This is a genomic window from Rhizobium metallidurans (genome assembly GCF_014196505.1).
Classification (GTDB): Bacteria; Pseudomonadota; Alphaproteobacteria; order Rhizobiales; family Rhizobiaceae; genus Rhizobium; species Rhizobium metallidurans.
Map to the genome: position 1 here is coordinate 112,812 of NZ_JACIDW010000003.1, position 21,394 is coordinate 134,205.

At 63.4% G+C, this 21,394-nt stretch carries 21 protein-coding genes; 5 read left to right on the top strand and 16 right to left on the bottom strand.

Annotated elements, in window-relative coordinates:
- The first annotated feature begins 15 nt into the window (after nucleotides 1–15).
- The 3 genes from GGQ67_RS07210 to GGQ67_RS07220 all read left to right on the top strand — a co-directional run bounded on the left by GGQ67_RS07210 (nucleotide 16) and on the right by GGQ67_RS07220 (nucleotide 1,834).
- A complete protein-coding gene (locus GGQ67_RS07210; RefSeq protein ID WP_183899514.1) occupies nucleotides 16–336 on the top strand; it encodes a YnfA family protein in 321 nt (106 codons plus the stop codon).
- 75 nt (nucleotides 337–411) lie between these two features.
- Nucleotides 412–1,176 (top strand): SOS response-associated peptidase, encoded by a 765-nt coding sequence (locus GGQ67_RS07215; protein ID WP_183899515.1) that lies wholly within the window; start codon nucleotides 412–414, stop codon nucleotides 1,174–1,176.
- Between the two features lie 37 nt (nucleotides 1,177–1,213).
- The gene (locus GGQ67_RS07220) at nucleotides 1,214–1,834 is read left to right on the top strand and encodes a LysE/ArgO family amino acid transporter (protein WP_183899516.1); all 621 of its coding nucleotides are present in this window, start codon (nucleotides 1,214–1,216) and stop codon (nucleotides 1,832–1,834) included.
- Here GGQ67_RS07220 and GGQ67_RS07225 read toward each other — a convergent pair whose 3' ends face one another.
- From GGQ67_RS07225 to GGQ67_RS07245, 5 genes are all read right to left on the bottom strand, one after another.
- Complete coding sequence (locus tag GGQ67_RS07225; protein ID WP_183899517.1) at nucleotides 1,835–1,972, bottom strand: hypothetical protein; 138 nt, start codon at nucleotides 1,970–1,972, stop codon at nucleotides 1,835–1,837.
- A gap of 224 nt (nucleotides 1,973–2,196) precedes the next feature.
- Entirely contained in the window at nucleotides 2,197–3,045 is an 849-nt protein-coding gene (pssA, locus tag GGQ67_RS07230; protein WP_183899518.1) for a CDP-diacylglycerol--serine O-phosphatidyltransferase, read from the bottom strand.
- A 19-nt stretch (nucleotides 3,046–3,064) separates the two neighbouring features.
- On the bottom strand, nucleotides 3,065–3,847 hold the full coding sequence (locus GGQ67_RS07235; protein ID WP_343056490.1) for a phosphatidylserine decarboxylase: 783 nt from the start codon (nucleotides 3,845–3,847) through the stop codon (nucleotides 3,065–3,067).
- A gap of 43 nt (nucleotides 3,848–3,890) precedes the next feature.
- The gene (locus tag GGQ67_RS07240; RefSeq protein ID WP_183899520.1) at nucleotides 3,891–5,768 is read right to left on the bottom strand and encodes an ABCB family ABC transporter ATP-binding protein/permease; all 1,878 of its coding nucleotides are present in this window, start codon (nucleotides 5,766–5,768) and stop codon (nucleotides 3,891–3,893) included.
- 211 nt (nucleotides 5,769–5,979) lie between these two features.
- Nucleotides 5,980–7,980, bottom strand: a complete 2,001-nt coding sequence (locus tag GGQ67_RS07245) for a LysM peptidoglycan-binding domain-containing protein (RefSeq protein WP_183899521.1) — start codon at nucleotides 7,978–7,980, stop codon at nucleotides 5,980–5,982.
- 155 nt (nucleotides 7,981–8,135) lie between these two features.
- On the opposite strand from GGQ67_RS07245, the gene GGQ67_RS07250 reads away from it, so the two are divergent.
- Nucleotides 8,136–8,759: an LOG family protein gene (locus GGQ67_RS07250; RefSeq protein ID WP_183899522.1), complete on the top strand. Its 624-nt coding sequence runs from the start codon at nucleotides 8,136–8,138 to the stop codon at nucleotides 8,757–8,759.
- A gap of 12 nt (nucleotides 8,760–8,771) precedes the next feature.
- Here the strand turns inward: GGQ67_RS07250 and rarD are convergent, their stop codons facing one another.
- Nucleotides 8,772–9,686: an EamA family transporter RarD gene (gene rarD / locus GGQ67_RS07255; protein WP_183899523.1), complete on the bottom strand. Its 915-nt coding sequence runs from the start codon at nucleotides 9,684–9,686 to the stop codon at nucleotides 8,772–8,774.
- A 113-nt stretch (nucleotides 9,687–9,799) separates the two neighbouring features.
- On the opposite strand from rarD, the gene GGQ67_RS07260 reads away from it, so the two are divergent.
- Nucleotides 9,800–10,675 carry a protein-L-isoaspartate O-methyltransferase family protein gene (locus GGQ67_RS07260; RefSeq protein ID WP_343056491.1) on the top strand — a complete coding sequence of 292 codons (876 nt, stop codon included), beginning with the start codon at nucleotides 9,800–9,802 and terminating at the stop codon, nucleotides 10,673–10,675.
- 6 nt (nucleotides 10,676–10,681) lie between these two features.
- Here GGQ67_RS07260 and cimA read toward each other — a convergent pair whose 3' ends face one another.
- From cimA to radA, 10 genes are all read right to left on the bottom strand, one after another.
- The gene (cimA, locus tag GGQ67_RS07265; RefSeq protein ID WP_183899524.1) at nucleotides 10,682–12,295 is read right to left on the bottom strand and encodes a citramalate synthase; all 1,614 of its coding nucleotides are present in this window, start codon (nucleotides 12,293–12,295) and stop codon (nucleotides 10,682–10,684) included.
- 250 nt (nucleotides 12,296–12,545) lie between these two features.
- A complete protein-coding gene (gene pip / locus GGQ67_RS07270) occupies nucleotides 12,546–13,505 on the bottom strand; it encodes a prolyl aminopeptidase (RefSeq protein WP_183899525.1) in 960 nt (319 codons plus the stop codon).
- Nucleotides 13,502–13,978 carry a GFA family protein gene (locus tag GGQ67_RS07275; protein ID WP_183899526.1) on the bottom strand — a complete coding sequence of 159 codons (477 nt, stop codon included), beginning with the start codon at nucleotides 13,976–13,978 and terminating at the stop codon, nucleotides 13,502–13,504. The genes pip and GGQ67_RS07275 overlap by 4 nt, the downstream gene beginning before the upstream one ends.
- Nucleotides 13,975–14,454: a GFA family protein gene (locus GGQ67_RS07280; RefSeq protein ID WP_183899527.1), complete on the bottom strand. Its 480-nt coding sequence runs from the start codon at nucleotides 14,452–14,454 to the stop codon at nucleotides 13,975–13,977. Before GGQ67_RS07280 ends, GGQ67_RS07275 begins: the two co-directional genes overlap by 4 nt.
- On the bottom strand, nucleotides 14,451–14,819 hold the full coding sequence (locus GGQ67_RS07285) for an endonuclease domain-containing protein (protein WP_183899528.1): 369 nt from the start codon (nucleotides 14,817–14,819) through the stop codon (nucleotides 14,451–14,453). Before GGQ67_RS07285 ends, GGQ67_RS07280 begins: the two co-directional genes overlap by 4 nt.
- 233 nt (nucleotides 14,820–15,052) lie before the next feature.
- Entirely contained in the window at nucleotides 15,053–16,459 is a 1,407-nt protein-coding gene (cysS, locus tag GGQ67_RS07290) for a cysteine--tRNA ligase (RefSeq protein WP_183899529.1), read from the bottom strand.
- A 357-nt stretch (nucleotides 16,460–16,816) separates the two neighbouring features.
- Nucleotides 16,817–17,557: an SDR family NAD(P)-dependent oxidoreductase gene (locus GGQ67_RS07295; RefSeq protein ID WP_183899530.1), complete on the bottom strand. Its 741-nt coding sequence runs from the start codon at nucleotides 17,555–17,557 to the stop codon at nucleotides 16,817–16,819.
- 70 nt (nucleotides 17,558–17,627) lie between these two features.
- Nucleotides 17,628–19,118, bottom strand: coding sequence for an amidophosphoribosyltransferase (gene purF / locus GGQ67_RS07300; protein WP_183899531.1), 1,491 nt, complete (start codon nucleotides 19,116–19,118; stop codon nucleotides 17,628–17,630).
- A gap of 146 nt (nucleotides 19,119–19,264) precedes the next feature.
- On the bottom strand, nucleotides 19,265–19,891 hold the full coding sequence (locus GGQ67_RS07305; RefSeq protein ID WP_183899532.1) for a CvpA family protein: 627 nt from the start codon (nucleotides 19,889–19,891) through the stop codon (nucleotides 19,265–19,267).
- A 93-nt stretch (nucleotides 19,892–19,984) separates the two neighbouring features.
- Entirely contained in the window at nucleotides 19,985–21,388 is a 1,404-nt protein-coding gene (radA, locus tag GGQ67_RS07310) for a DNA repair protein RadA (protein WP_183899533.1), read from the bottom strand.
- Between the last annotated feature and the right edge of the window lie 6 nt (nucleotides 21,389–21,394).

The following is a 21,394-nucleotide window of genomic DNA, read 5'->3' on the forward strand; positions in this document are numbered from 1 at the left end:
TCGAAGGCACCTGCCGTGACTTATATCATCTACGCCGCCGCGGCCCTCTTCGAGATTGCCGGTTGCTTCGCTTTCTGGGCGTGGCTGCGCCTGGCAAAGCCGATCTGGTGGCTGGCCCCCGGCATGGTGTCGCTGGCGCTCTTCGCCTGGCTCTTGACGCTGGTTCCGAGCGACGCGGCGGGCCGGATCTTCGCGGCCTATGGCGGCATCTACATCGTCGCTTCGCTGATCTGGCTGTGGCTCGTCGAAAGCCGCGTGCCGGATCGCTGGGACATCGGCGGCGCCCTTGTCTGCCTCGTTGGCTCCGCGATCATCCTCTTCGCCCCAAGAGGCTGAGCCGACGGGCGCAGCCGCTGCTCCTCCTTGGCCAGTCCCTTGACCGCTGAAGGGGCGGGGTGCAAATAGATTGTCATGTGTGGACGCTACGCCCTGACCATATCCCCCGAGGAGCTGAAGGAAATCATGGGTGTCCTCGACCTCGAGGATTTTCCCGCGCGCTTCAACATCGCGCCGACCCAGCCGATCCTGGTGGTTGTCGCCGGCGATGGACAGGAGAGGGGAAGCAACCTGCCGGATCGCCGCGCGCTTCTCGTTCGCTGGGGCTTCACGCCCGGTTGGGTGAAGGACCCCAAGGCGTTTCCGCTTCTCATCAACGCCCGCTCGGAAACGGCGATCGGCAAGGCGTCGTTCCGCGCCGCGATGCGCCATCGCCGCGTGCTCGTTCCAGCCTCCGGCTTCTACGAATGGCATCGTCCGTCGAAACAGAACGGCGAGAAATCGCAGGCCTATTGGATCAAGCCACGCCACGGCGGCGTGGTCGCCTTCGCCGGTCTGATGGAAACGTGGTCCTCGGCCGACGGCTCGGAAGTGGATACCGGCGCCATCCTGACGACCGCGGCCAATGCCGCGATCGCCCCGATCCACGACCGTATGCCCGTCGTCATCAAGCCGGAGGATTTCGCCCGCTGGCTGGATTGCAAGACGCAGGAGCCGCGCGAGGTGGCCGATCTCATGCGGCCGGTCGAGGAGGATTTCTTCGAGGCGATACCGGTGTCCGACAAGGTCAACAAGGTCGCCAACATGGGTGCGGATCTGCAAACCCCGGTGCCGGTGGAAAAGCCGATGCCGCCCGCTGACAAGAAAAAGCCTGATAACGGCCAGCTCAGCTTCTTCTGATCCTGTAATCCCACTGTAGTCACATCCGGAAATTCACATGTTCTCCATTTCGGCCGCGCTCTCCGGCTTCTTCCTCGGCGCCTCCCTCATCATTGCCATCGGCGCCCAGAATGCCTTCATTCTGCGGCAGGGACTGATGCGCTCGCATGTCTTCATTCTGTGTCTGATCTGCGCCCTGTCGGACGCCGTGTTGATTGCAGCCGGCGTCGCCGGCCTCGGCACGCTCGTTTCACGCTCGCCCGCCCTGATCGCGGCCGTCAGTCTCGGCGGCATGCTGTTTCTCGGAGCTTATTCGTTCATGGCTTTCCGGCGCGCCCTTCATCCCGGTGCGATGCGCACGGGAACGCCCGAGCCGCTGGGTCTCAAGGCGGCGGTAGCCACGTGCCTGGCCTTCACCTTCCTCAATCCGCATGTCTATCTCGATACGGTGGTGCTGCTCGGCAGCCTGTCGGCCGCTTATCAGGGCGCGGACAGGCTGGCCTACGGCCTGGGCGCCGTCACGGCATCGTTTGTCTGGTTTTTTGGTCTGGGCTACGGTGCGCGCTTGCTGCAACCGGTCTTTGCCAAACCCGCCGCATGGCGGGTTCTCGACGTGCTCATCGGTATCGTCATGGCGCTTCTGGCAATCAGCCTCGGCGCCCGTTTCCTGACGTCCTGATCAGGCGAGCTTCTTGGTGAGCGCTGGCTTCTTCAGCATCAGGGCGGCCGCGAGAACGGCCTTCAGGCCGAGCGGACGGTAGTGCGCGCTGAGGTCTGTCTTTGCCGGCTGTTCCACGCTTGTCTTCTTCGGGGTCACGTTACTCTCCTTAACTGTTGTCCCTAGACTCTTATAATTATTGCTTTTTTGCCTAAAATAACGACAAAATGGAGGCAAGGCACATCATGATTTGTATCGACAAACCATAATTCGCGAGGCTTCAGGCATGTCACGCAAAAGTGTGCAGCGGTTTGGCGCTGCCGACATGCGATAAAACAAGCACTCTAAGTCAAGCAGGACAGGTCAGGATGGTCTGGAAATGCTCAGATGTGACGGCCGATATCGTCTTCGCCGACACCTGGCTCTTCGATCGTCAGCGTACCGTATTTGCGCTTCCATTTGCGGGCGCCGAACGGCAGCGTCAATAGGTAGATCACGGCGGTCAGCGACATGACTTCCCAGGTGAAGCTCGAGAGCATGGCGACGTAAAGCACCACGCCGAGCATCAGCGGCAGCACAAGATCGCGTCTGAGCTTGGTGCCCTCCGATTTGCCGGACCAGACCGGCAGGCGGCTGATGAGCAGGAAGGCGATAAGCACCGTGTAGCCGGCGGAAACATATCCGAAAGTCTTGTCGGTGCTGATTCCAAGGAAGCCGAGATAGACGGGCAGGAGCACCAGCATGGCGCCGGCCGGCGCCGGCACGCCGACGAAATATTCCGACTGCCAGGTCGCCTTGTTCTCGCGCTCCGACATGACGTTGAAGCGAGCCAGCCGCAGTCCGGCCGCGATTGCGTAGATGAGGGCCGCGATCCAGCCGAGCGAACGCGCCTCATCCAGCGCGAAGACATAGACGACCAGCGCCGGCGCGACACCGAAATTCACGATGTCGGCAAGCGAATCCATCTGCGCGCCGAACTTCGACGTCGCCTTCATCAGCCGCGCGACGCGTCCGTCGATGCCGTCGAGGAAGGCGGCGACCAGGACCATGCCGACGGCGAGCTCGTAGCGGTTCTCGAAGGCGAGACGAATGCCCGTCAGGCCGGCGCAGATGGCAAGGATCGTGATCAGGTTGGGAACGACCAGCCGCAATGGAATCTCGCGAAGCCGTGGCCCGCGCCCCGAATTATCGGGCGGACCGTTGGGTTCGAAAGGCGGGAAGGGCGTTTCCATGATCGCGATCCTAATGGTTTCAGGCGCGGCGGCTGATGACAGGGCCCTTGGCGGAGCCGAATTCTGCGAGCACCGTCTCACCCGCGACGGCCGTCTGGCCGAGCGTCACGCGCGGCTGCGCGCCCTCGGGCAGGAACACGTCGAGGCGCGAGCCGAAGCGGATCAGGCCGAAGCGTTCGCCGGCATCCAGCGGCTCGTTGGCATTGGCCCAGCAGAGAATGCGGCGCGCCACGAGGCCGGCGATCTGCACGACGCCGATCTGGCCATGCGCGGTCTCGATGACGAGGCCGTTGCGCTCGTTGTCTTCGCTGGCCTTGTCGAGCTCGGCGTTGACGAAGCTGCCGGAGCGGTAGTTGATGCTGACGATGCGGCCGCGCATGGGCGCGCGGTTCACATGGCAGTTGAAGACGTTCATGAAGACGGAGATGCGCAGCATCGGCGCGGAACCGAGGTTCAGCTCGGCCGGCGGCACGACCATCTGTACGGATGACACCTTGCCGTCGGCGGGCGAGATCACCAGATCGTCATCCTGCGGCGTCATGCGCTCCGGATCACGGAAGAAATAGGCGCACCACACCGTCAGGATCAGGCCGATCCAGAACAGCGGCTTGAAGATCCAGCCGAGAACGAGTGAGGCCACGAAGAAGGCCGCGATGAAGGGATAACCTTCCTTGTGCACCGGAACGATCGTGTTGCGTACCGTATTGAACAAGCTCATGTATGCCGCTCTCCTAGCGTTTTCGTCTCCGCTGGTTACAGGGAAACACTCGTGGGGGCAATGCCGATGCCCTCTCATGCACATCTATGCGGTGCGCGGGCCGCAATGGCCCGAACGACCGAAAGTCTCAATTGGCCGGCGCCAGCCGGTTGACCACGCCGAGATCGTCGTTCTCGCGCACCTGCTTCAGATGTTCCTCGGCCTGCGTCGCTTCGCGCTGGCGGCTCCACATAGACGCGTAGAGCCCGTTCTTCAGCAGGAGTTCGGCATGCGTGCCGCGCTCGGCGATCTCTCCGCTCTTGAGCACGATGATCTCGTCGGCGCTGATCACCGTCGAAAGACGGTGGGCGATGACAAGCGTCGTGCGGTTCTTGGAGACGACGTCGAGCGCGGTCTGGATTTCGCGTTCCGTCGTGGTGTCGAGCGCTGATGTCGCCTCGTCGAGAATGAGGATCGGCGGCGCCTTGAGGATCGTGCGGGCAATCGCAACGCGCTGCTTCTCGCCGCCCGAAAGCTTCAATCCGCGCTCGCCGACCATGGTGTCGAACCCTTCCGGCAGAAGGTCGATGAAGTGGGCGATCTGCGCGACTTCGGCGGCCGTCTTCACTTCAGCCTCGGTGGCCGACGGCCGGCCGTAGCGGATGTTGTAGGCAACCGTGTCGTTGAACAGCACGGTGTCCTGCGGCACCATGCCGATCGCGGTGCGCAGGCTCTTCTGCGTGACCCCGCGCACGTCCTGGCCGTCGACGGTGATGGACCCGCTCTGGATATCGTAGAAGCGATAGAGCAGCCGCGACATGGTCGACTTGCCCGCCCCTGACGGCCCGACGATCGCCACCGTCTTCCCGGCCGGCACGTCGAACGAAATCCCCTTCAGGATCGGACGGGCCGGGTCGTATGCGAAGTGCACGTCCTTGAAGGAGATGGCGCCCTGCTCGATGTTCAGCGGCTTGGCATCGGGTGCATCCTTCACCTCGGCCTGGACTTCGAGCAGGTCGAACATCTGCTCGATATCGGTCAGGCCCTGGCGGATTTCGCGGTAGACGAAGCCGATGAAGTTGAGCGGCACCGAGAGCTGCAGCAGCATGGCGTTGACGAAGACGAAGTCGCCGACGGTCTGCTCGCCGCGCTGCACGGCCAGCGCCGAGAGGATGAGCATCACGGTCGTGCCGAGGCCGAAGATCACGCCCTGGCCGAAGTTCAGCCAGCCGAGCGACGTCCAGACGCTGGTCGCCGCCTTCTCGTAACGCTCCATCGAGGTATCGAAGCGCTTGGCTTCCATGTCCTCGTTGCCGAAATATTTGACGGTCTCGAAGTTCAGAAGCGAATCGATCGCCTTGGTGTTAGCGTCGGTATCGCTGTCGTTCATCGTCTTGCGGATGGAGATGCGCCAGTCGCTGGCGCGGATGGTGAACCAGATATAGGCCCACACGGTGAAGGCGGTGACGGCGAGATAGGAGAAGCCGTAGCCCCACCAGAAGATGATGGCGGTGAGCACGAACTCGATCAGAGTCGGTACCGAGTTCAGGATCGTGAAGCGCACGATCGTCTCGATGCCCTTGGTGCCGCGCTCGATGATCCGCGACAGGCCGCCCGTCTTGCGCTCCAGATGAAAGCGCAGCGACAGCTCATGCATGTGCACGAAGGTCTTGTAGGCGAGTTGGCGCACCGCGTACTGGCCGACGCTGGCAAACAGTGCGTCGCGCAGCTGGTTCAGGCCGAGCTGGATCAGTCGGGTGAGGTTGTAGGTGATGACGAGCGCGATCGCCCCGACGAGCAGATCCGGCACCTTGCCCGCGAGATCAGACTTGCCGTTCAGCGCATCCGTCGACCACTTGAAGAAATAGGGCACAAGCAGCAGCACGAACTTCGACACGAGCAGATAGACCGATGCCCAGACGACCCGCATCTTCAGATCGGCGCGGCCCGTCGGCCACATGTACGGCCAGAGATTGAGGAGGGTCTGTAACAGGTTGGAGTCTGAAACTGTCTTGCCGTTTGCCATGCATGTCTCCGGCCCGCTGGAGGCTCTGGAAGTGTCGTGTTGCCGGCAAAGAGGGGAAGGGGCGCAGCGCGAGGCCGCCGCCTGACATGATCGCCGTCAAAGCCAGATAGGGTTCCGGGCGGAGCAATACAACACAAGAGGATCAAAGGAAAAGAGAGGCCGGCGATCATATCGATGCCGGCCCCGGTAATCTTCAGTATTCTTGTCCGGCCTAAAGCTGTTCGCCCGATAGACGCTTGCGATGCATCTCCTCGGCGTTGGGCAGCGCGTCCTTCGGAAGGCCGAAGATCTGGCCCGGCAGGATGCGGTCCGGGTTGACGATCTTGTCCTCGTTGGCGACGTAGATCGTCGTGTAGCGCACGCCCGCGCCATAGATGCGGCGCGAGATCTGCCACAGCGTATCGCCGCGGCGGATGATCACGGTTTCCTTGCTCTCCTGCAGCGGTGCTTGCTCGATGGTCGCCGGACCGGCGTTGCCGCTGGCGACTTCGTTTGCGGCGGGGGCGGCCGGTGCCGTGGGTGCTGCCGGCGGCGGTGCCGTCAGCTCGGCCACCATCTGGCCGAGCCTTGCAAGCGCCGCGCCGACCGAATTGGCGTCGCGCGGCAGCGACTGCAGCAGCTTCAGCGCATCGCTAGCCTTCATCGAGGACGTGGTCACCCGCTCCTTGAAATCGGCGGTCGCATCGGCGGCCGCACGGAAATCGACGATCGCCTTCAGCGCGAACTCGTTGGCGGAACGGGCTGCCGCGAGCTGTTCGGTGCCGGGCACCTTGCCGTCGCCGAACAGGCCGCTGAGCAGCGTGAACGCCTTGGCGGCATCGTTCTTCAGCTTGCCGAGCGCACTCTCGTCAATAGACAGCATCGGCGCGGTCGCATTGCCGGCGGGCGTGCCGGACTGGGCGGCCACCGTAACCTGGTTGCCTTCGGGGCGGTTGAAGTTCACGGAAGCGCGAACCAGAACCTTGCCGGCGGCATCGACGACGTCGACGCGGATCTTGTGGTCGCCAACGGCAAGCGGCATCACGCCATCGATGACGAAGTGGCCGTCCGGGCCGGCCTTGGCCTTGCCGATTAGCTTGTCGTCGGCATAGCCGAATACGTTGGACTGAGGCTTCGCGGTGCCGGCGACGAAGATCTTGTCGCCCTCGATCTCGACGGCATTGACCCGGACGTCGGCGGCGGCCGCCGCTGTCGTCGGCTCGGCCGCCGTGTCTGGGGTCGCGGGAGCCTGTACCTGCGGCGCTGCCGAGGCCTGGTCGGTCGCGGTGGCGCCGCTCGCGGCTGTCGGTGGCGTCACACCGGGAGCGGTGATGATGCGGCTGGCGGCGCCTGGCTTTGAGACCATGGCGAGCAGCTGCGATGCATTGCCGTCCTTCGGGATCGAGATGGTGGCGATCTCTTCGGAGGTCGTCACCTTGCCGTCCTTGGCCGTCGCGCGCAGTTGCAGCTGGTGGTCGCCGCTGGACAGCGGATTTTCCAGAACGGCGACGAAATCGCCGTTGTCGCCGACATCGGTTCCCATCAGCACCGTGTCGCGGTCGAGGATTTCGAGCTTGCTGTTTGGTTCCGCCGAACCGGCGATGACGGTGGAGCCATCAGGCTCGACGCGCAGCACGTCGAAGGTCGGCAGTTTCGGTACGGCCGGCACCGTCGCGGCCGCATTGTCCTCGGTCTGGTTTGCGGCGGGAGCGGCGGGCTCCGGCGCGCCCGTGAGCGCGGCTTCGGCGCGGGCGATGGCGGCGGCCGCGTCGGCGATCGTCTCGGGCAGCGCCTGGATGATGGACAGCGCCTTGGCGGCGCCGGCCTTGGCCTTGTCGATCGCGGCCGTGGTGATCGGGTTGGTGCCCTCGGGTGCGGCGAAATCGACGACCGCCTGAAGCGCTGCGATCGTCTTCGTCTTGGCGGCCGCGTAAACATCGTCGGCCGGGCCCTTGCCGTCGGCAAACAGCGCCTTAAGTTCGCCAAGTGCCTGGCCGGCCGCCGTCGTCAGGCCGCCGAGCTTCTGCGCGGTCGCGGCATCGTCGGGCGCCGTCGGACGCGACGTCTTGGCGGATTCGGTAACGGTTTTCTTGACCTCGGAGCTTGCCTGATTGATTGCGTCACCGACCTTGGCGGCATCGCCACCGATACGGGGCATGACGACAAAGACCATCAACAGAATTGCGATTACAAGCACTGCAAGGGCCAGCAAGCCGGCGCGGTTTTTCATCATCAGGTCTCCCCAAGCGGCAATCTTGCCAGACTTCCTGAAATTGCTAGCGATTCCCGTTGCTTTGCACAAGCAGTCAAAGTAGCCGGGCAAATGTAAGATGTACGTTTTCCGTCATTTTTCTTGACTGGACCCAGAGAGAATAGTTGTTTGCTCCCATGACAGATCAATCTCATTCCATTCGCTCCATCTGTGTCTACTGTGGTTCGCGCCCCGGTAGCGACCCGAGCCACATGGCCGCCGGCCGCGCGCTGGGCAAGGAAATCGCCGATTACGGCCTGCGCCTGATCTACGGCGGCGGCACCAAGGGCATCATGGGGGCGGTTGCGAACGGTGCGCTCTCGAATGGCGGTCAGGTGACCGGTATCATTCCCGAATTCCTGATCGACATGGAGGCGACCCGCCACTCGCTCGGCCAGCTCAACGAGTTGATTGTAACGCCGGACATGCATGCGCGCAAACACACCATGTTCGAGCGCTCGGACGCCTTCGTCGCGCTTCCCGGCGGCATCGGCACGCTGGAGGAAATCATCGAGATCATGACCTGGGCGCAGCTCGGCCGTCACGAAAAGCCGATGATCTTCGCCAATATCAACGGCTTCTGGGACCCGATGATGGAACTGTTGCGCCACATGACCGACGAGGGCTTCATCCACACCGCCCACAGGGTGCAGCCGCTCGTCATCGACAGCATCGAAGAGATCATTCCCACGATCATGGCGCAGGCGGCGGAAGTCGCGAGCGATCGCGACGGCGAGGAAGCCGTTATTTCGAAGATGTAACCCCCAGGGGGGTTATCGCCCCCGGCTGCCTCTGAGCATCGACCAGCTGTAGAGGACAAGTCCTGCCCAGATGAGCGGGAAGGCGATCATGCGCGCGGTGCCGAGCGGCTCCTTGAACAGGAAGACCGCGATCAGGAAGATCATCGTCGGCGCGATATACTGCATGATGCCGATGGTCGACAGCTTCAGGAGCTTGGCGCCGTTGGCATAGATCATCAGCGGGACGGCGGTGATCAGGCCGCAGCCGAGCAGCAGCGCGGTATCGGTCCAGCCGGTGCGATAGAAATGGCCGGTGCCGGTGCCGAGTTCCAGATAGAGAATGTAGAAGAAGGCCGGGATGCTGAGGATCAGCACCTCCAGGAAGAACCCCTGGTTCGGTCCGAGCGGCAGGGTCTTGCGAAAAAGCGCGTAGAGACCCCAGGTAATCGTCAGCGTCAGCGAAATCCACGGAATGCCACCGCCATCGACCGTGAGTACCACGACGGCGATGCCCGCCAGCGCGATCGCGCCGATCTGCGCCGGGCGCAGCTTCTCCTTCAGGACGACGGCGCCGAGGAAGATGCTGAAGAGCGGATTGATGAAATAGCCCAGCGCCGCATCGAGCGAATAGCCGGCGCCGATGGCCCAGACATAGGTTCCCCAGTTGACGGTGATCAGCGCCGCCGTCAGCGCCGCCATCGCCAGCATGCGCGGTGAGCGCAGCGCGATGCGGATGTCCTGCGTGCGGCCGAGGACGATAAGCACGATGCCGGCAAGCGGCAGCGACCAGACGATGCGATGCGCGATCACCTCGGCCGGCGAAATATGCGCGACCGCCTTCATGTAGATCGGCAGGAATCCCCACAGCAGATAGGCGGTAAGCGCGAAGGCGAAGCCACGCGGACTGTCCTCGTTTTTGACGAGCGGGATGCTTGCATCTGCGGACATGGGGTGTTTCCATTGATTTTGTGATTGGCACCCGATTAGCGCAATGGCCATGAATAGGCCAATTCATTTCGTTGAAGCGATATTCGATACGGCTGAAGGACAAGGATGCGATCGTGGATGAAGCCGAGCTGAAAATCTGCCGCCGCGCATACGCCGCGCAAATGCTGGCCAGAGCCGGCATCGACCGCAATGAGGCGCTGCTGAGTGCTTTCTCCATTGTGCCGCGCGAGAACTTTCTGGGGCCGCCGCCGTGGAAGATGCGCGACTGGAAGCGCTACATGGAGGTGCCGTCAGACGATCCGGTCGTCCTCTATCAGGATCTGCTCTTCGCGCTGCAGGCCGATCGCCAGGTGAACAATGGCAGCCCGAGCCTGCATGCGGGCGCCTTGCACCGGTTGAAGTTGCGCAAGGGCGAGACGATCTGCCACATCGGCGCCGGCAGCGGCTACTATACCGCGATCATCGCCGAAATCGTCGGAAAGACCGGCCGCGTCGTGGCCGTCGAGTTCGACGCGGAACTGGCGCAGCAGGCCAGGCGCAATCTCGAGCGATACGAAAACGTCGAGGTCGTCAATGGAAACGGCCTCGAATGGCCCCGTGAGGCTGCGGATGTCGTCTACGTGAATTTCGCTCTGCATCATCCGGCCGAACCCTGGATCGACAAGCTTGCGTCCGGCGGACGGCTGCTGTTTCCGCTCGGCACACCCGCGATTGGCGGCGAAGGCCGGCTGCTCGGGGTCACCTCGCAGGCCGCCTTCTTCGTCATCGGCAGGGAAGGGGAGGAATTGAGCGCGCGCTTTCTGCAGCCGGTCAATTTCGTCTGGGGCGAGGGGATCTCGGGCGATCTGTCCACCTACGCCGCGCTCGATCGTGCCTTCCACGCAGGAGGGCTCAACCGCATTCACGCGCTACGCTGGAATGCGGTCAAGACCGAGCAGGAATGGTACTCGCAGGAGCGCTGGGGCCTCGTCATGGCCAACCTGCATTGAGCGGCCCTATTCGGCCGCGATCTTCCCCGCCAGCTGCCGGTTTTTCATCAGCTTGTAGATGACCGAATCCATCAGTGCCTGGAACGAGGCATCGATAATGTTTTCCGACACGCCGACCGTCCACCAGCGCACGCCGTCGCTGTCGGTGGATTCGATGAGCACGCGGGTGATCGCTTCCGTGCCGCCATTGAGGATACGCACCTTGAAGTCGGCCAGAACCAGATCGTCGATCTCGTGCTGGTATTTTCCGAAATCCTTGCGCAGCGCGAGGTCGAGCGCGTTGACCGGGCCATCGCCTTCCGCCACCGACATGATGGTCTGGCCATCGACGCCGAGCTTCACGACCGCCTCGGAAACAATCTTCACCTTCCCGTGCGAATCGAAGCGGCGCTCGACCATCACCCGGAAGCCCTCGACCGAAAAGAACTCGGGGATCGTGCCGAGCGTGCGCCGCGCCAAAAGCTCGAAGCTGGCATCGGCACCTTCATAGGCATAGCCGGAGGCTTCGCGCTCCTTGACCAGCGAGATCAGCCGGTCGAGCTTCGGATCGTCCTTGCCCACCTCGATGCCGCGCCGCTTCAGCGCGTTGATGAAGTTCGCCTTGCCGCCCTGGTCCGACACCATCACCTTGCGGAAGTTGCCGACGCTCTCCGGCGTCACATGCTCGTAGGTGCGCGGGTCCTTGAGCAGCGCCGAGGCATGGATGCCGGCCTTGGTCGCGAATGCGGATGCGCCGACATAGGGCAGCTGGTGATCGGGCGAGCGGTTCAACAGCTCGTCGAAGGCATGCGACAGCCGCGTCAGATTGAGAAGACGTTCCGGGTCGATGGCGGTCGTGAAGCGCGAGGAATAAGTCTCCTTCAACGCCAGCGTCGGAATCAGCGTCACCAGATTCGCGTTGCCGCAACGCTCGCCGATGCCATTGAGCGTGCCCTGGATCTGCCGCACGCCGGCCTCCACGGCGGCCAGCGAATTGGCGACCGCCTGGCCGGTGTCGTTGTGCGCATGGATGCCAAGACCGTGCCCGGGAACACCTGCGGCGATCACCGCCCCGACGATGTCGCGGACCTCGGGTGGCTGTGTGCCGCCATTGGTGTCGCAGAGCACGACCCAACGCGCGCCGGCATCATAAGCTGCCCTGGCGCAGGCGAGCGCATACTCAGGATTGGCCTTGTAGCCGTCGAAGAAATGCTCGCAATCGACCATCGCCTCCTTGCCGGCGGCGACCACGGCCTTGACGCTCTCGGAGATGCTTTCGAGGTTCTCCTCGTTGGAACAGCCGAGCGCGACCTTGACGTGATAGTCCCAGCTCTTGGCGACCAGACAGACCGCGTCGCTCTGCGCCTGCAGCAGGCCGGTGAGCCCCGGATCGTTGGAGGCCGAAACGCCGGCGCGCTTGGTCATGCCGAAGGCGACGAACGAGGCGTTGCGGGTGCGCTTCTCGTTGAAGAAAGCCGTATCCGTCGGATTCGCACCCGGATAGCCGCCCTCGATGTAATCCAACCCGAACTCGTCGAGCATGGTGGCGATGGCGATCTTGTCCTCGACGGAAAAGTCGATGCCCGGCGTCTGCTGCCCGTCGCGCAGCGTGGTGTCGAAGAGATAGATGCGGTCTTTCATGTCGGTTCCTCCCGGTGGCCGGGTCAATTGTTATCGCTCGCGTTGACGGCGGTGGCCCCCTCATCCGGCTGCCGCCACCTTCTCCCCGATGGGGAGAAGGGACATGCGGCACCGGCATTGCTCCAACAGAGTTGTTGCTGGACGAATGAGAGGCCGCAACGAGTCTCTTCTCCCCACTGGGGAGGAGGTGCCGGCAGGCGGATGAGGGGGCCACAGGCACAGTTCCCGCAGTTCCTCACCCGCAGTTCCCTCAGCTCTTCCCCGCAAACATATCCGTCGCCCGGATCAGCCTGTCGAGGATCCCCGGCTCCGAATAGGCATGCCCCGCACCCTCGATCAGGTGGAAATCCGCCTTCGGCCAGGCCTTGTGCAGCTCCCAGGCATATTTGGCCGGGCAGGGCATGTCGTATCGGCCGTGGACGATGAGACCGGGAATGTCCTTCAGCTTGTGCGCGTCGCGCAGCAACTGACCTTCCTCCATCCAGCCGGCATTGACGAAGAAGTGGTTCTCGATGCGCGCGAAGGCATAGGCGAATTCGGCTTCCTCGAACTTGTCGCTGGTCGAAGGCTCCGGCATTAGCGTGATCGTCTCGCCTTCCCAGATGCTCCAGGCCTTGGCCGCGTCCAGCCGAACCGCCTTGTCATCATGCGTCAGCCGGCGATGATAGGCGTGCATCATCTCATGCCGCTCGTTCTCAGGGATCGGCGCGATGAAGCGCTCCCACTTGTCCGGGAACATCTCGGAGACGCCGAACTGATAGTACCAGTCGAGCTCGGCCTTCGTCAGCGTATAGATCCCGCGCACGATGAGCTCCGATACGCGCTCCGGATATTTCTCGGCATAGGCGAGCGCCAGCGTCGATCCCCAGGAACCGCCGAAGACCTGCCATTTGTCGGCGCCGGCCATCTCGCGCAGCCGCTCGATGTCGGAAACCAGGTGCCAGGTGGTGTTGGCATTGAGATCGGCATGTGGCGTCGAGCGGCCGCAACCGCGCTGGTCGAACAGCGTCACGTCGTAGAGCGCGGGATCGAACAGCCGGCGATGGCTCGGCGCGATACCGCCGCCAGGGCCGCCATGCAGGAAGACGGCCGGCTTCGCGCCCGGCGTGCCCGAGCGTTCCCAGTAGATCATGTGCCCGTCGCCCACGTCGAGATGGCCCGATGCATAGGGTTCGATTTCGGGATAGAGCGTTCGGAGAACTTCGGTCATATTTTCACGCCTTGGGCTGGCCAGATATTGGTGTCGTGATCGGGATGCTGGAAGGAGATGATCGCCTCCTGCCGTGCATAAAAATCGGGGTCGGTATGAACCGGCTGGTCGAAGATCGTCTCAACCCAGGGGACGCGCGCCTCGTAGTTCACCTGGATCTGTGGCGCGAGATCGCTGCGGTCGTCGAAGGTGCCGATCGCAAGCTCGAGCCCGCCGGGATGCCTGTAGATCATCGGCGTGCCGCAATCCTTGCAGAAGCCGCGCTCGATGTTGACGGATGACTGGAAATAGCTCGGCGCGCCGCGCGTCCACTCCAGACCCTCCTCGGGTGCCGTCACCAACGCCGAGAAGAACCCGCCGAATTGCTTCTGGCACATGCGGCAATGGCAGATCGACGGTCGCCCGAGCTTGGCAGAGATACGAAAACGCACGGCGCCGCATTGGCATCCGCCTGTCCGGATGGGTTCGCTCATGATGATGCTCCAGATGGCCATTCGGCCGTGTCGTGGTCGGGGTGTTGGTTGGAGACGAGATCGAGCACGAAGGGTGCTGCCTCGGCATCGTCCTCGGTGACGCGGGCCGGCAGTTCGTGCAGGTGGTCGACGAAGTCGATCTTGCGCTCGGTGCCGAACTGGATCACCGGCGGCAGCGACGAGGGATCGTCGAACGCGCCGGCTGCAATCGCGATCCCATCCGGCGCCTCATAGGTCAGCGGCGTGCCGCAATCGGAGCAGAAGCCGCGCTCCACGACGTTCGACGATTGAAACCGCTTCCGCTCGCCCCGCGTCCACTCGAGCTCGGCGCCACGCACCGACACCAGCGGCGCGTAATAGGCGCCGAAGGCCTTCTGGCACATGCGGCAATGACAGATCGAGGAGTCCGTGAGCGTCCCCCGGACCCGGAAACGGATCGCGCCGCACTGGCAGCCGCCGGTGTAGGTTAAGGTCATGAGCTGTGTCTTCCTATGATCGTGAGGATATGCAGGCAGACATTGTCGATATCGCGCAGGACGTCGTCGTTCCAAAAGCGCAGGACCGTCCAGTTGTCGGCCTCGAGGCGGCGCGTCCTTGCTTCGTCATACACAGCATTCGGTTCGCGCGCGTGCTGCGAACCATCGATCTCGACAATCAGCCGATGCTGGGGGCAGGCAAAATCGACGATGAAGCCGGCGACCGGGACCTGTCTGCGAAAGCCGAGGCCCATTAGCCGATGCGCGCGCAGTTCGTTCCAGAGCTTGAGTTCGGCTTCGGTCAGCGCCTTGCGCATACGTTTGGCATTGGCACGGCGCTGCGGGGGAACGGGGGCATGGGTCATGGCATGCTCCTTCGTTAGCGCAGTGGGTGCGTTACCCCCCTCTGTCCTGCCGGACATCTCCCCCACAAGGGGGGAGATTGGATAGTAGCGATGACGCTGCCCAACGCAACGTTGCATGGATTCGAAGCACTGGTAACCGAGCGATGCGGCCACGCCCAGCCGATCTCCCCCCTTGTGGGGGAGATGCCCGGCAGGGCAGAGGGGGGTATCGCAGGCCGCAGCGCTGACCATGACTACCGCTTCAACTCCCACGTCGTCACCCGCTCGCCGGTCGCTGCATCCTTGCCGTCCTTCAACTGCACGCCCTCGGCCAGCAGCGTGTCGCGGATCTTGTCGGCTTCGGCGAAGTTCTTGGTCTTCAGCAGTTCCAGCCGTGCCTTCACGCGCCGGTCGATCTCGATCGCCACCGCCTCGTCGATCTCCGCCATCTCGGGCAACAGGCCGAGCAGGGCGGCACTCGCGGCGTAGGTCGGCAACAGCGATTTGTCGGCGTTGGCGTCCTGGGCCAGCGCATGCAGCGCCTGCACGGCAGCCACCGTGTTGAGATCGTCGCGGAGCGCGTTCACGACCGCCGCCGAGGGTGCCGCGTCGCCGGCGTCCGCCGCCGGCCACTTCGCCAGCAAGCGTTCGGCTTCTTCCAGGCGCTTGACCGAGAAATCGATCGGCTCGCGGTAATGCGTCATCAGCATGGCAAGGCGAAGTACAGCGCCCGGCCATTTGCGACCGCCGAATTTCTCAGTTGCCAGCAACTCGTTGATGGTGATGAAGTTGCCTTCCGACTTCGACATCTTGCGGCCTTCGACCTGCACGAAGCCGTTGTGCATCCACACATTCGCCATCACCTCGGTGCCATGCGCGCAGCGCGACTGGGCGATCTCGTTTTCATGGTGCGGGAAGATCAGGTCGAGCCCGCCGCCATGGATATCGAAGACGTCGCCGAGATAGCGCTGGCTCATCGCCGAGCATTCGATATGCCAGCCGGGACGACCGCGACCCCAGGGGCTTTCCCAGCCGGGTTCGCTGTCGCTGGAGGCCTTCCAGAGAACGAAGTCGCCGGGGTTCTTCTTGTGCGCGTCGACCGCGATGCGGGCGCCGGCCTGCTGCTCGTCGAGCGGGCGCTTGGAAAGCTGGCCGTAATCGGCCATCGACTTGGTGTCGAACAACACCTCGCCCTCGGCCTCATAGGCGTGGCCACGCGCAATCAGCCGCCCGATGATCTCGATCATCTGGGTGATATTGTCGGTCGCCCGCGGCTCCACCGATGGCTCCAGGCAGCCGAGTGCGGCTACATCCTCGTGGAACTGCCGCGCCGTCTTCTCGGTCACGGCATGGATCGCGTCGTTCAGCGAGAGGCTCGGATGATCACTCAGCGCCCGCGCATTGATCTTGTCGTCGACGTCGGTGATGTTGCGCGCATAGGTGACGTGATCGTCGCCATAGACGTGCTTCAACAGCCGGAAGAGCACGTCGAAGACGATGACGGGGCGGGCGTTGCCGATATGGGCGAAGTCATAGACGGTCGGGCCGCAGACATACATGCGCACGTTGTCGCGATCGATCGGTGCGAAAACCGTCCGCTCGCGCGTCAGCGTGTTGTAGAGCTTGAGTTCCGGCGTCTTCGATCCCGACTGGCCGTCCATGTCTATTCTCCCAAAATGCCATAATCCGAAAAACGTATCGCCGCCGGCGGGCCGGGGCGTTTGTCATCTTGGCGTGTTGGGAGACGAAAACGGCCAGGCCAGCGAGCGCGCTAGCGAATAATCTTCCGGCAGATAATGCAGGTAACCGTCTTCATGGCGGGTTTTATGGCGCGGCTTCGGGCATTGGTCAAGGGGGTGAGACGCGGTCGGGCTGAGCCCGGGCAATTGATCCAGCAAATCGATTGCAGCGTCGAACGCCCGGAGCGCAAGCGAAGGGCCGGATGCTCGTAAGAACTCTCTCCCCGAACGAGACCGTCCTCGGTGCGTGTTCGGGGCCGCGTCTGGACGGGAGGCTGATCAGCCCGGCATCTGGTAACCGACGAGCTTGTTCTCGCGTACGATGAACAGCTTGCCTGTTTCGGTGTAGTCGGGAGCCAGAAGCGGCATCATCGCCTTGGCAACCTCGGAAGGATGCGGCAGCGTTTCCGGATCTTCGCCCGGCACCGCCTGCGCGCGCATCGCGGTGCGCGTGGCGCCCGGGTCGACGCTGGTGACCCGAAGCGCCGTGCTCTGCGTTTCGCCGGCCCAGGTGCGCGCCAGGGCCTCGACGGCGGCCTTCGAGGCCGAATAGGCGCCCCAGAACGGACGGCAACGATGCGCGGCCGCCGAAGACAGGATAACGGCGCGGCCGGCTTCCGAGCGCGTCAGCAGCGGGTCGACCGAGCGGATCAGCCGCCACGTCGCCGTGACGTTGATGGTCATCACCTTCTCGAACACCTTTGCCTCGATATGGCCGATCGGCGAGATCACGCCGAGCACGCCGGCATTGGCGACGAGAATGTCGAGCTTGCCCCAGCGTTCGAAGATCGAGGCGCCGAGCGCGTCGATGGCGTTCATGTCGGCGAGGTCGAAAGGAACGAGCGTCGCCGAACCGCCGACGGCCCTGATCGCGTCATCGAGATCCTCGAGGCCACCCACCGTGCGGGCGCAGGCGACGACATGCGCGCCGGCCTTGGCGAGCTCCAGCGCGGTAAAATAGCCGATCCCGCGCGATGCGCCGGTGACGAGTGCGACCTTGCCGGAGAGATTGACGCTCATTGTAGCCTTATCCGTATGCGCGGGGAGGCGAGGGGCGCTGACCACCCCTCGATCGAAAGGTCGGTCGAGATCAGCCGTTGCTGGCCATCACGGCGAGCTTGCGGACATTGCTCGTGCTGTCGTTGTCGAGCAGGCGGGTCGGGTAGTCACCGGTGAAGTAGTGGTCGGTGAACTGCGGGTTGGCGGCATCGCGGCTCGCGCCGCCGACGGCGCGGTAGAGGCCGTCGATCGACAGGAATTCGAGCGAGTCGGCGCCGATATAGTCGCACATCGCCTGCAGGCTCGAATACTGGTTGGCAAGCAGCTTGTCGGCATCGGGCGTATCGATGCCGTAGAAATCCGGGAAGTAGATCATCGGGCTGGCGACACGGATATGCACTTCCCTGGCGCCGGCATCGCGGATCATCTGCACGATCTTCAGCGAGGTGGTGCCGCGAACGATCGAATCGTCGACGAGGACGACGCGCTTGCCTTCGATCATCGCGCGGTTGGCCGAATGCTTCAGCTTCACGCCGAAGGCGCGGATCTGCTGCGTCGGCTCGATGAAGGTGCGGCCGACATAATGGTTGCGGATGATGCCGTATTCGAAGGGAATGCCGCTCGCCTGAGCAAAGCCAAGGGCTGCCGGGGTGCCGCCATCCGGCACCGGCACGACGACGTCGGCGTCGACGGGCGCTTCCTTGGCGAGGTTGATGCCCATGTTCTTGCGCGCCGTGTAGACGCTGCGGCCGCCGACGACGGAATCGGGACGGGCGAAATAGACATATTCGAACAGGCAGAGGCGCTCGGGCTTCGGCTGGTCGGCCTTGCGGCTGTCGATGGTGATCGAGCCGTCGGACTGGATCTCACAGATGATGACCTCGCCGTTCTCGACGTCGCGGATGTATTTCGCGCCGATGATATCGAGCGCGCAGGTCTCGGAACAGAAAATCGGCTTGCCGTCGAGTTCGCCCATGACGAGAGGGCGGATGCCGATCGGGTCACGCGCCGCGATCAGCTTGGTGCGGGTCATCGCCAGCATCGAGTAGCCGCCTTCCATCTGGCGGATAGCGTCGATGAAGCGGTCGGAGGAGGTGGCCTGCTTGGAGCGGGCGATCAGATGCAGCACCACTTCGGTGTCCGACGTCGCCTGGAAAATGGCGCCATCGGCGATCAGCATGCGCCGCATCGTCAGGCCGTTCGTGAAGTTGCCGTTATGGGCAACGGCGATGCCGCCGACCTCGAGTTCGGCAAACAGCGGCTGCACGTTGCGCAGCGCCACTTCGCCCGTGGTCGAATAGCGGGTATGGCCGATCGAGATGAAGCCGGGGAGCTTCGCCAGCGTCGCCGGATCGGTGTAGTGGTCGCCGACGAGGCCCATGCGCTTTTCCATATGGAACTGCTTGCCGTCGAAGGTGACGATACCGGCCGCTTCCTGTCCACGATGCTGCAGGGCATGCAGTCCGAGCGCCGTCAGCGTTGCGCCGTCGGGATGGCCGAGAACGCCGAACACACCGCATTCCTCATGCAGCGTATCGCCATCGAGTTCGTCGTTGAGCGTGGAGGAATGGGACTGGTTCATTGCTGCGGGCCTTTGCTCTCACAAGAATGGTATGGCACTTCCGAAAACGGCATAAGCCCGGCGGAGCGTGTGCCCGGCCGGACCTTTATTCGCGTCCCCGTCAAATGGCAACTGCCACAGGCTGGGTCAAGCTGTTGAACACTGCGTCAATTAGACGGCTGCTGTGCACCATTGGCAGGGGCAGGCGCGGCATCCTCGGCCGGGGCTTGATCGGAAGCGGGCGCATTGTCGCTTTCCGTATTGCTGCCCTGCGGCTGTATTTTCTCCATCACGCTTGCACGCACGACCTGGGCGAGTTCAGCAGGCAGAACCGACTGCAGCTTCACCACCATCGAATCCAGGAACGGCTTGGACTTGGCATCATTCACCCAGGCTGGGCGGTGGTCCTGATCGACGAGCCAGTTCCAGAAAGCGGTGGCGACGACGAGCAGAAGTATGCCTCTTGCCGCGCCAAACAGGAAGCCCAAAGTGCGGTCGAGCGCACCGATGCGGCTGTCGATGATGAAGTCGGCGATCTTCATGGTGATGAACGAGATGATGATCAGCGCGATCAGAAACACGACCGCGGCCGAGCCGACGAGCGCGATGCGGTCATCGTCGGTATACTTCTTGGCGTAGGGAACGAGGTAGGGATAAAAATAGTAGGCCGCGGCGGCCGAGCCGCCCCAGCTGGCGATGGAAAGAACTTCGCGGGAGAAGCCGCGCACCATGGCGAGCACGGCGGAAAAAAGCACGACGCCGATGACAATACCGTCGAAAATCGTAATGGGCATATAAATTCCACTCCAGGACGGCCGCCTATTCGCAGCTCAGTCGCGCCTCATTGCGTGCATCCTATATCATCACCTGACATGGCGATGAAAGGATCAAACCTCTTCTTCCACACGTCTCAAAGCGCCTTTGGAGCCGGCGATCCGGGCGACCAGATCCGGCAGGCTTTCGATCTCGCTCCAGCGCCCGCCCGTGCCCTTTGGCAGTTCGGCGGACCCCGATGGAAGCAGTGCCGCAGAAAATCCGAGCTTCTCGGCTTCTTTGAGGCGCTGGTTCGTGTGCGCAACCGGCCGGACGGCGCCCGACAGGCTGACTTCGCCGAAATAGACACAATCGGCGGGAAGGGCAATACCGGCAAGCGACGAAACCAGCGCCGATGCGACGGCCATATCCGCCGCCGGCTCGGAAATGCGGTAGCCGCCGGCGATGTTGAGGTAGACGTCGTGCTGCCCGAGCTTGACGCCGCAATGGGCCTCGAGCACCGCGAGGATCATCGACAGACGCGCCGAATCCCATCCGACGATCGCCCGTCGCGGCGTGCCGAGCGAGGTCGGCGCCACCAGCGCCTGCACCTCGACGAGGATCGGCCGCGTTCCCTCGATGCCGGCGAAGACGGCAGCTCCAGGCGATTTCTCGTTGCGCTCCCCGAGGAAGAGTTCGGACGGGTTCGCCACCTCGCGCAGGCCCTTGTCCGACATTTCGAATACGCCGATCTCGTCGGTCGGTCCGAAGCGGTTCTTGACGGTGCGCAGGATGCGGTAGTGATGGCCGCGATCACCTTCGAAATAGAGAACGGCATCGACCATGTGCTCGACAACGCGCGGACCGGCGATCTGGCCATCCTTGGTCACATGGCCGACAAGCACCATGGCGGCACCCGTCTGCTTGGCGAACTTGATCATCGCCTGTACGCCGGTGCGCACCTGCGTCACGGTGCCAGGCGCGGATTCGGCAAGATCGCTCCACAGTGTCTGAATGGAATCGATGATGACGAGATCGGGCCGTTTGCCTTCCGCGAGCGTCGCCAGGATGTCCTCGACATTGGTCTCGGCCGCCAGCAGCACATCCGTATCGGCTGCTCCAAGGCGCTGCGCCCTAAGCCGCACCTGCGCGACCGCCTCTTCGCCCGAGACGTAGATGATCCGGTGCCCGCGCCGCGAAAGGGCCGCCGCTCCCTGCATGAGGAGGGTCGACTTGCCGATACCCGGATCGCCGCCGATCAGCACCGCCGACCCGCGCACGAAGCCGCCGCCCAGCGCCCGGTCGAGCTCGGATATGCCGGTGTGGATGCGCGGTGCTTCCTCGATCTCGCCCGACAGCGCGGTCAGTGCCACCGGGCGGCCTTTCTTCGGCGTCTTCGCCGGCCCGCCGCCGATCCCGCCCATCGGATCTTCCTCGACGATGGTGTTCCACGCGCCGCAACCCTCGCACTTGCCGGCCCAGCGGCTATGGATGGTGCCGCAGCCCTGGCAGACGAATTGTGTTCTTGCTTTTGCCATGAGGAA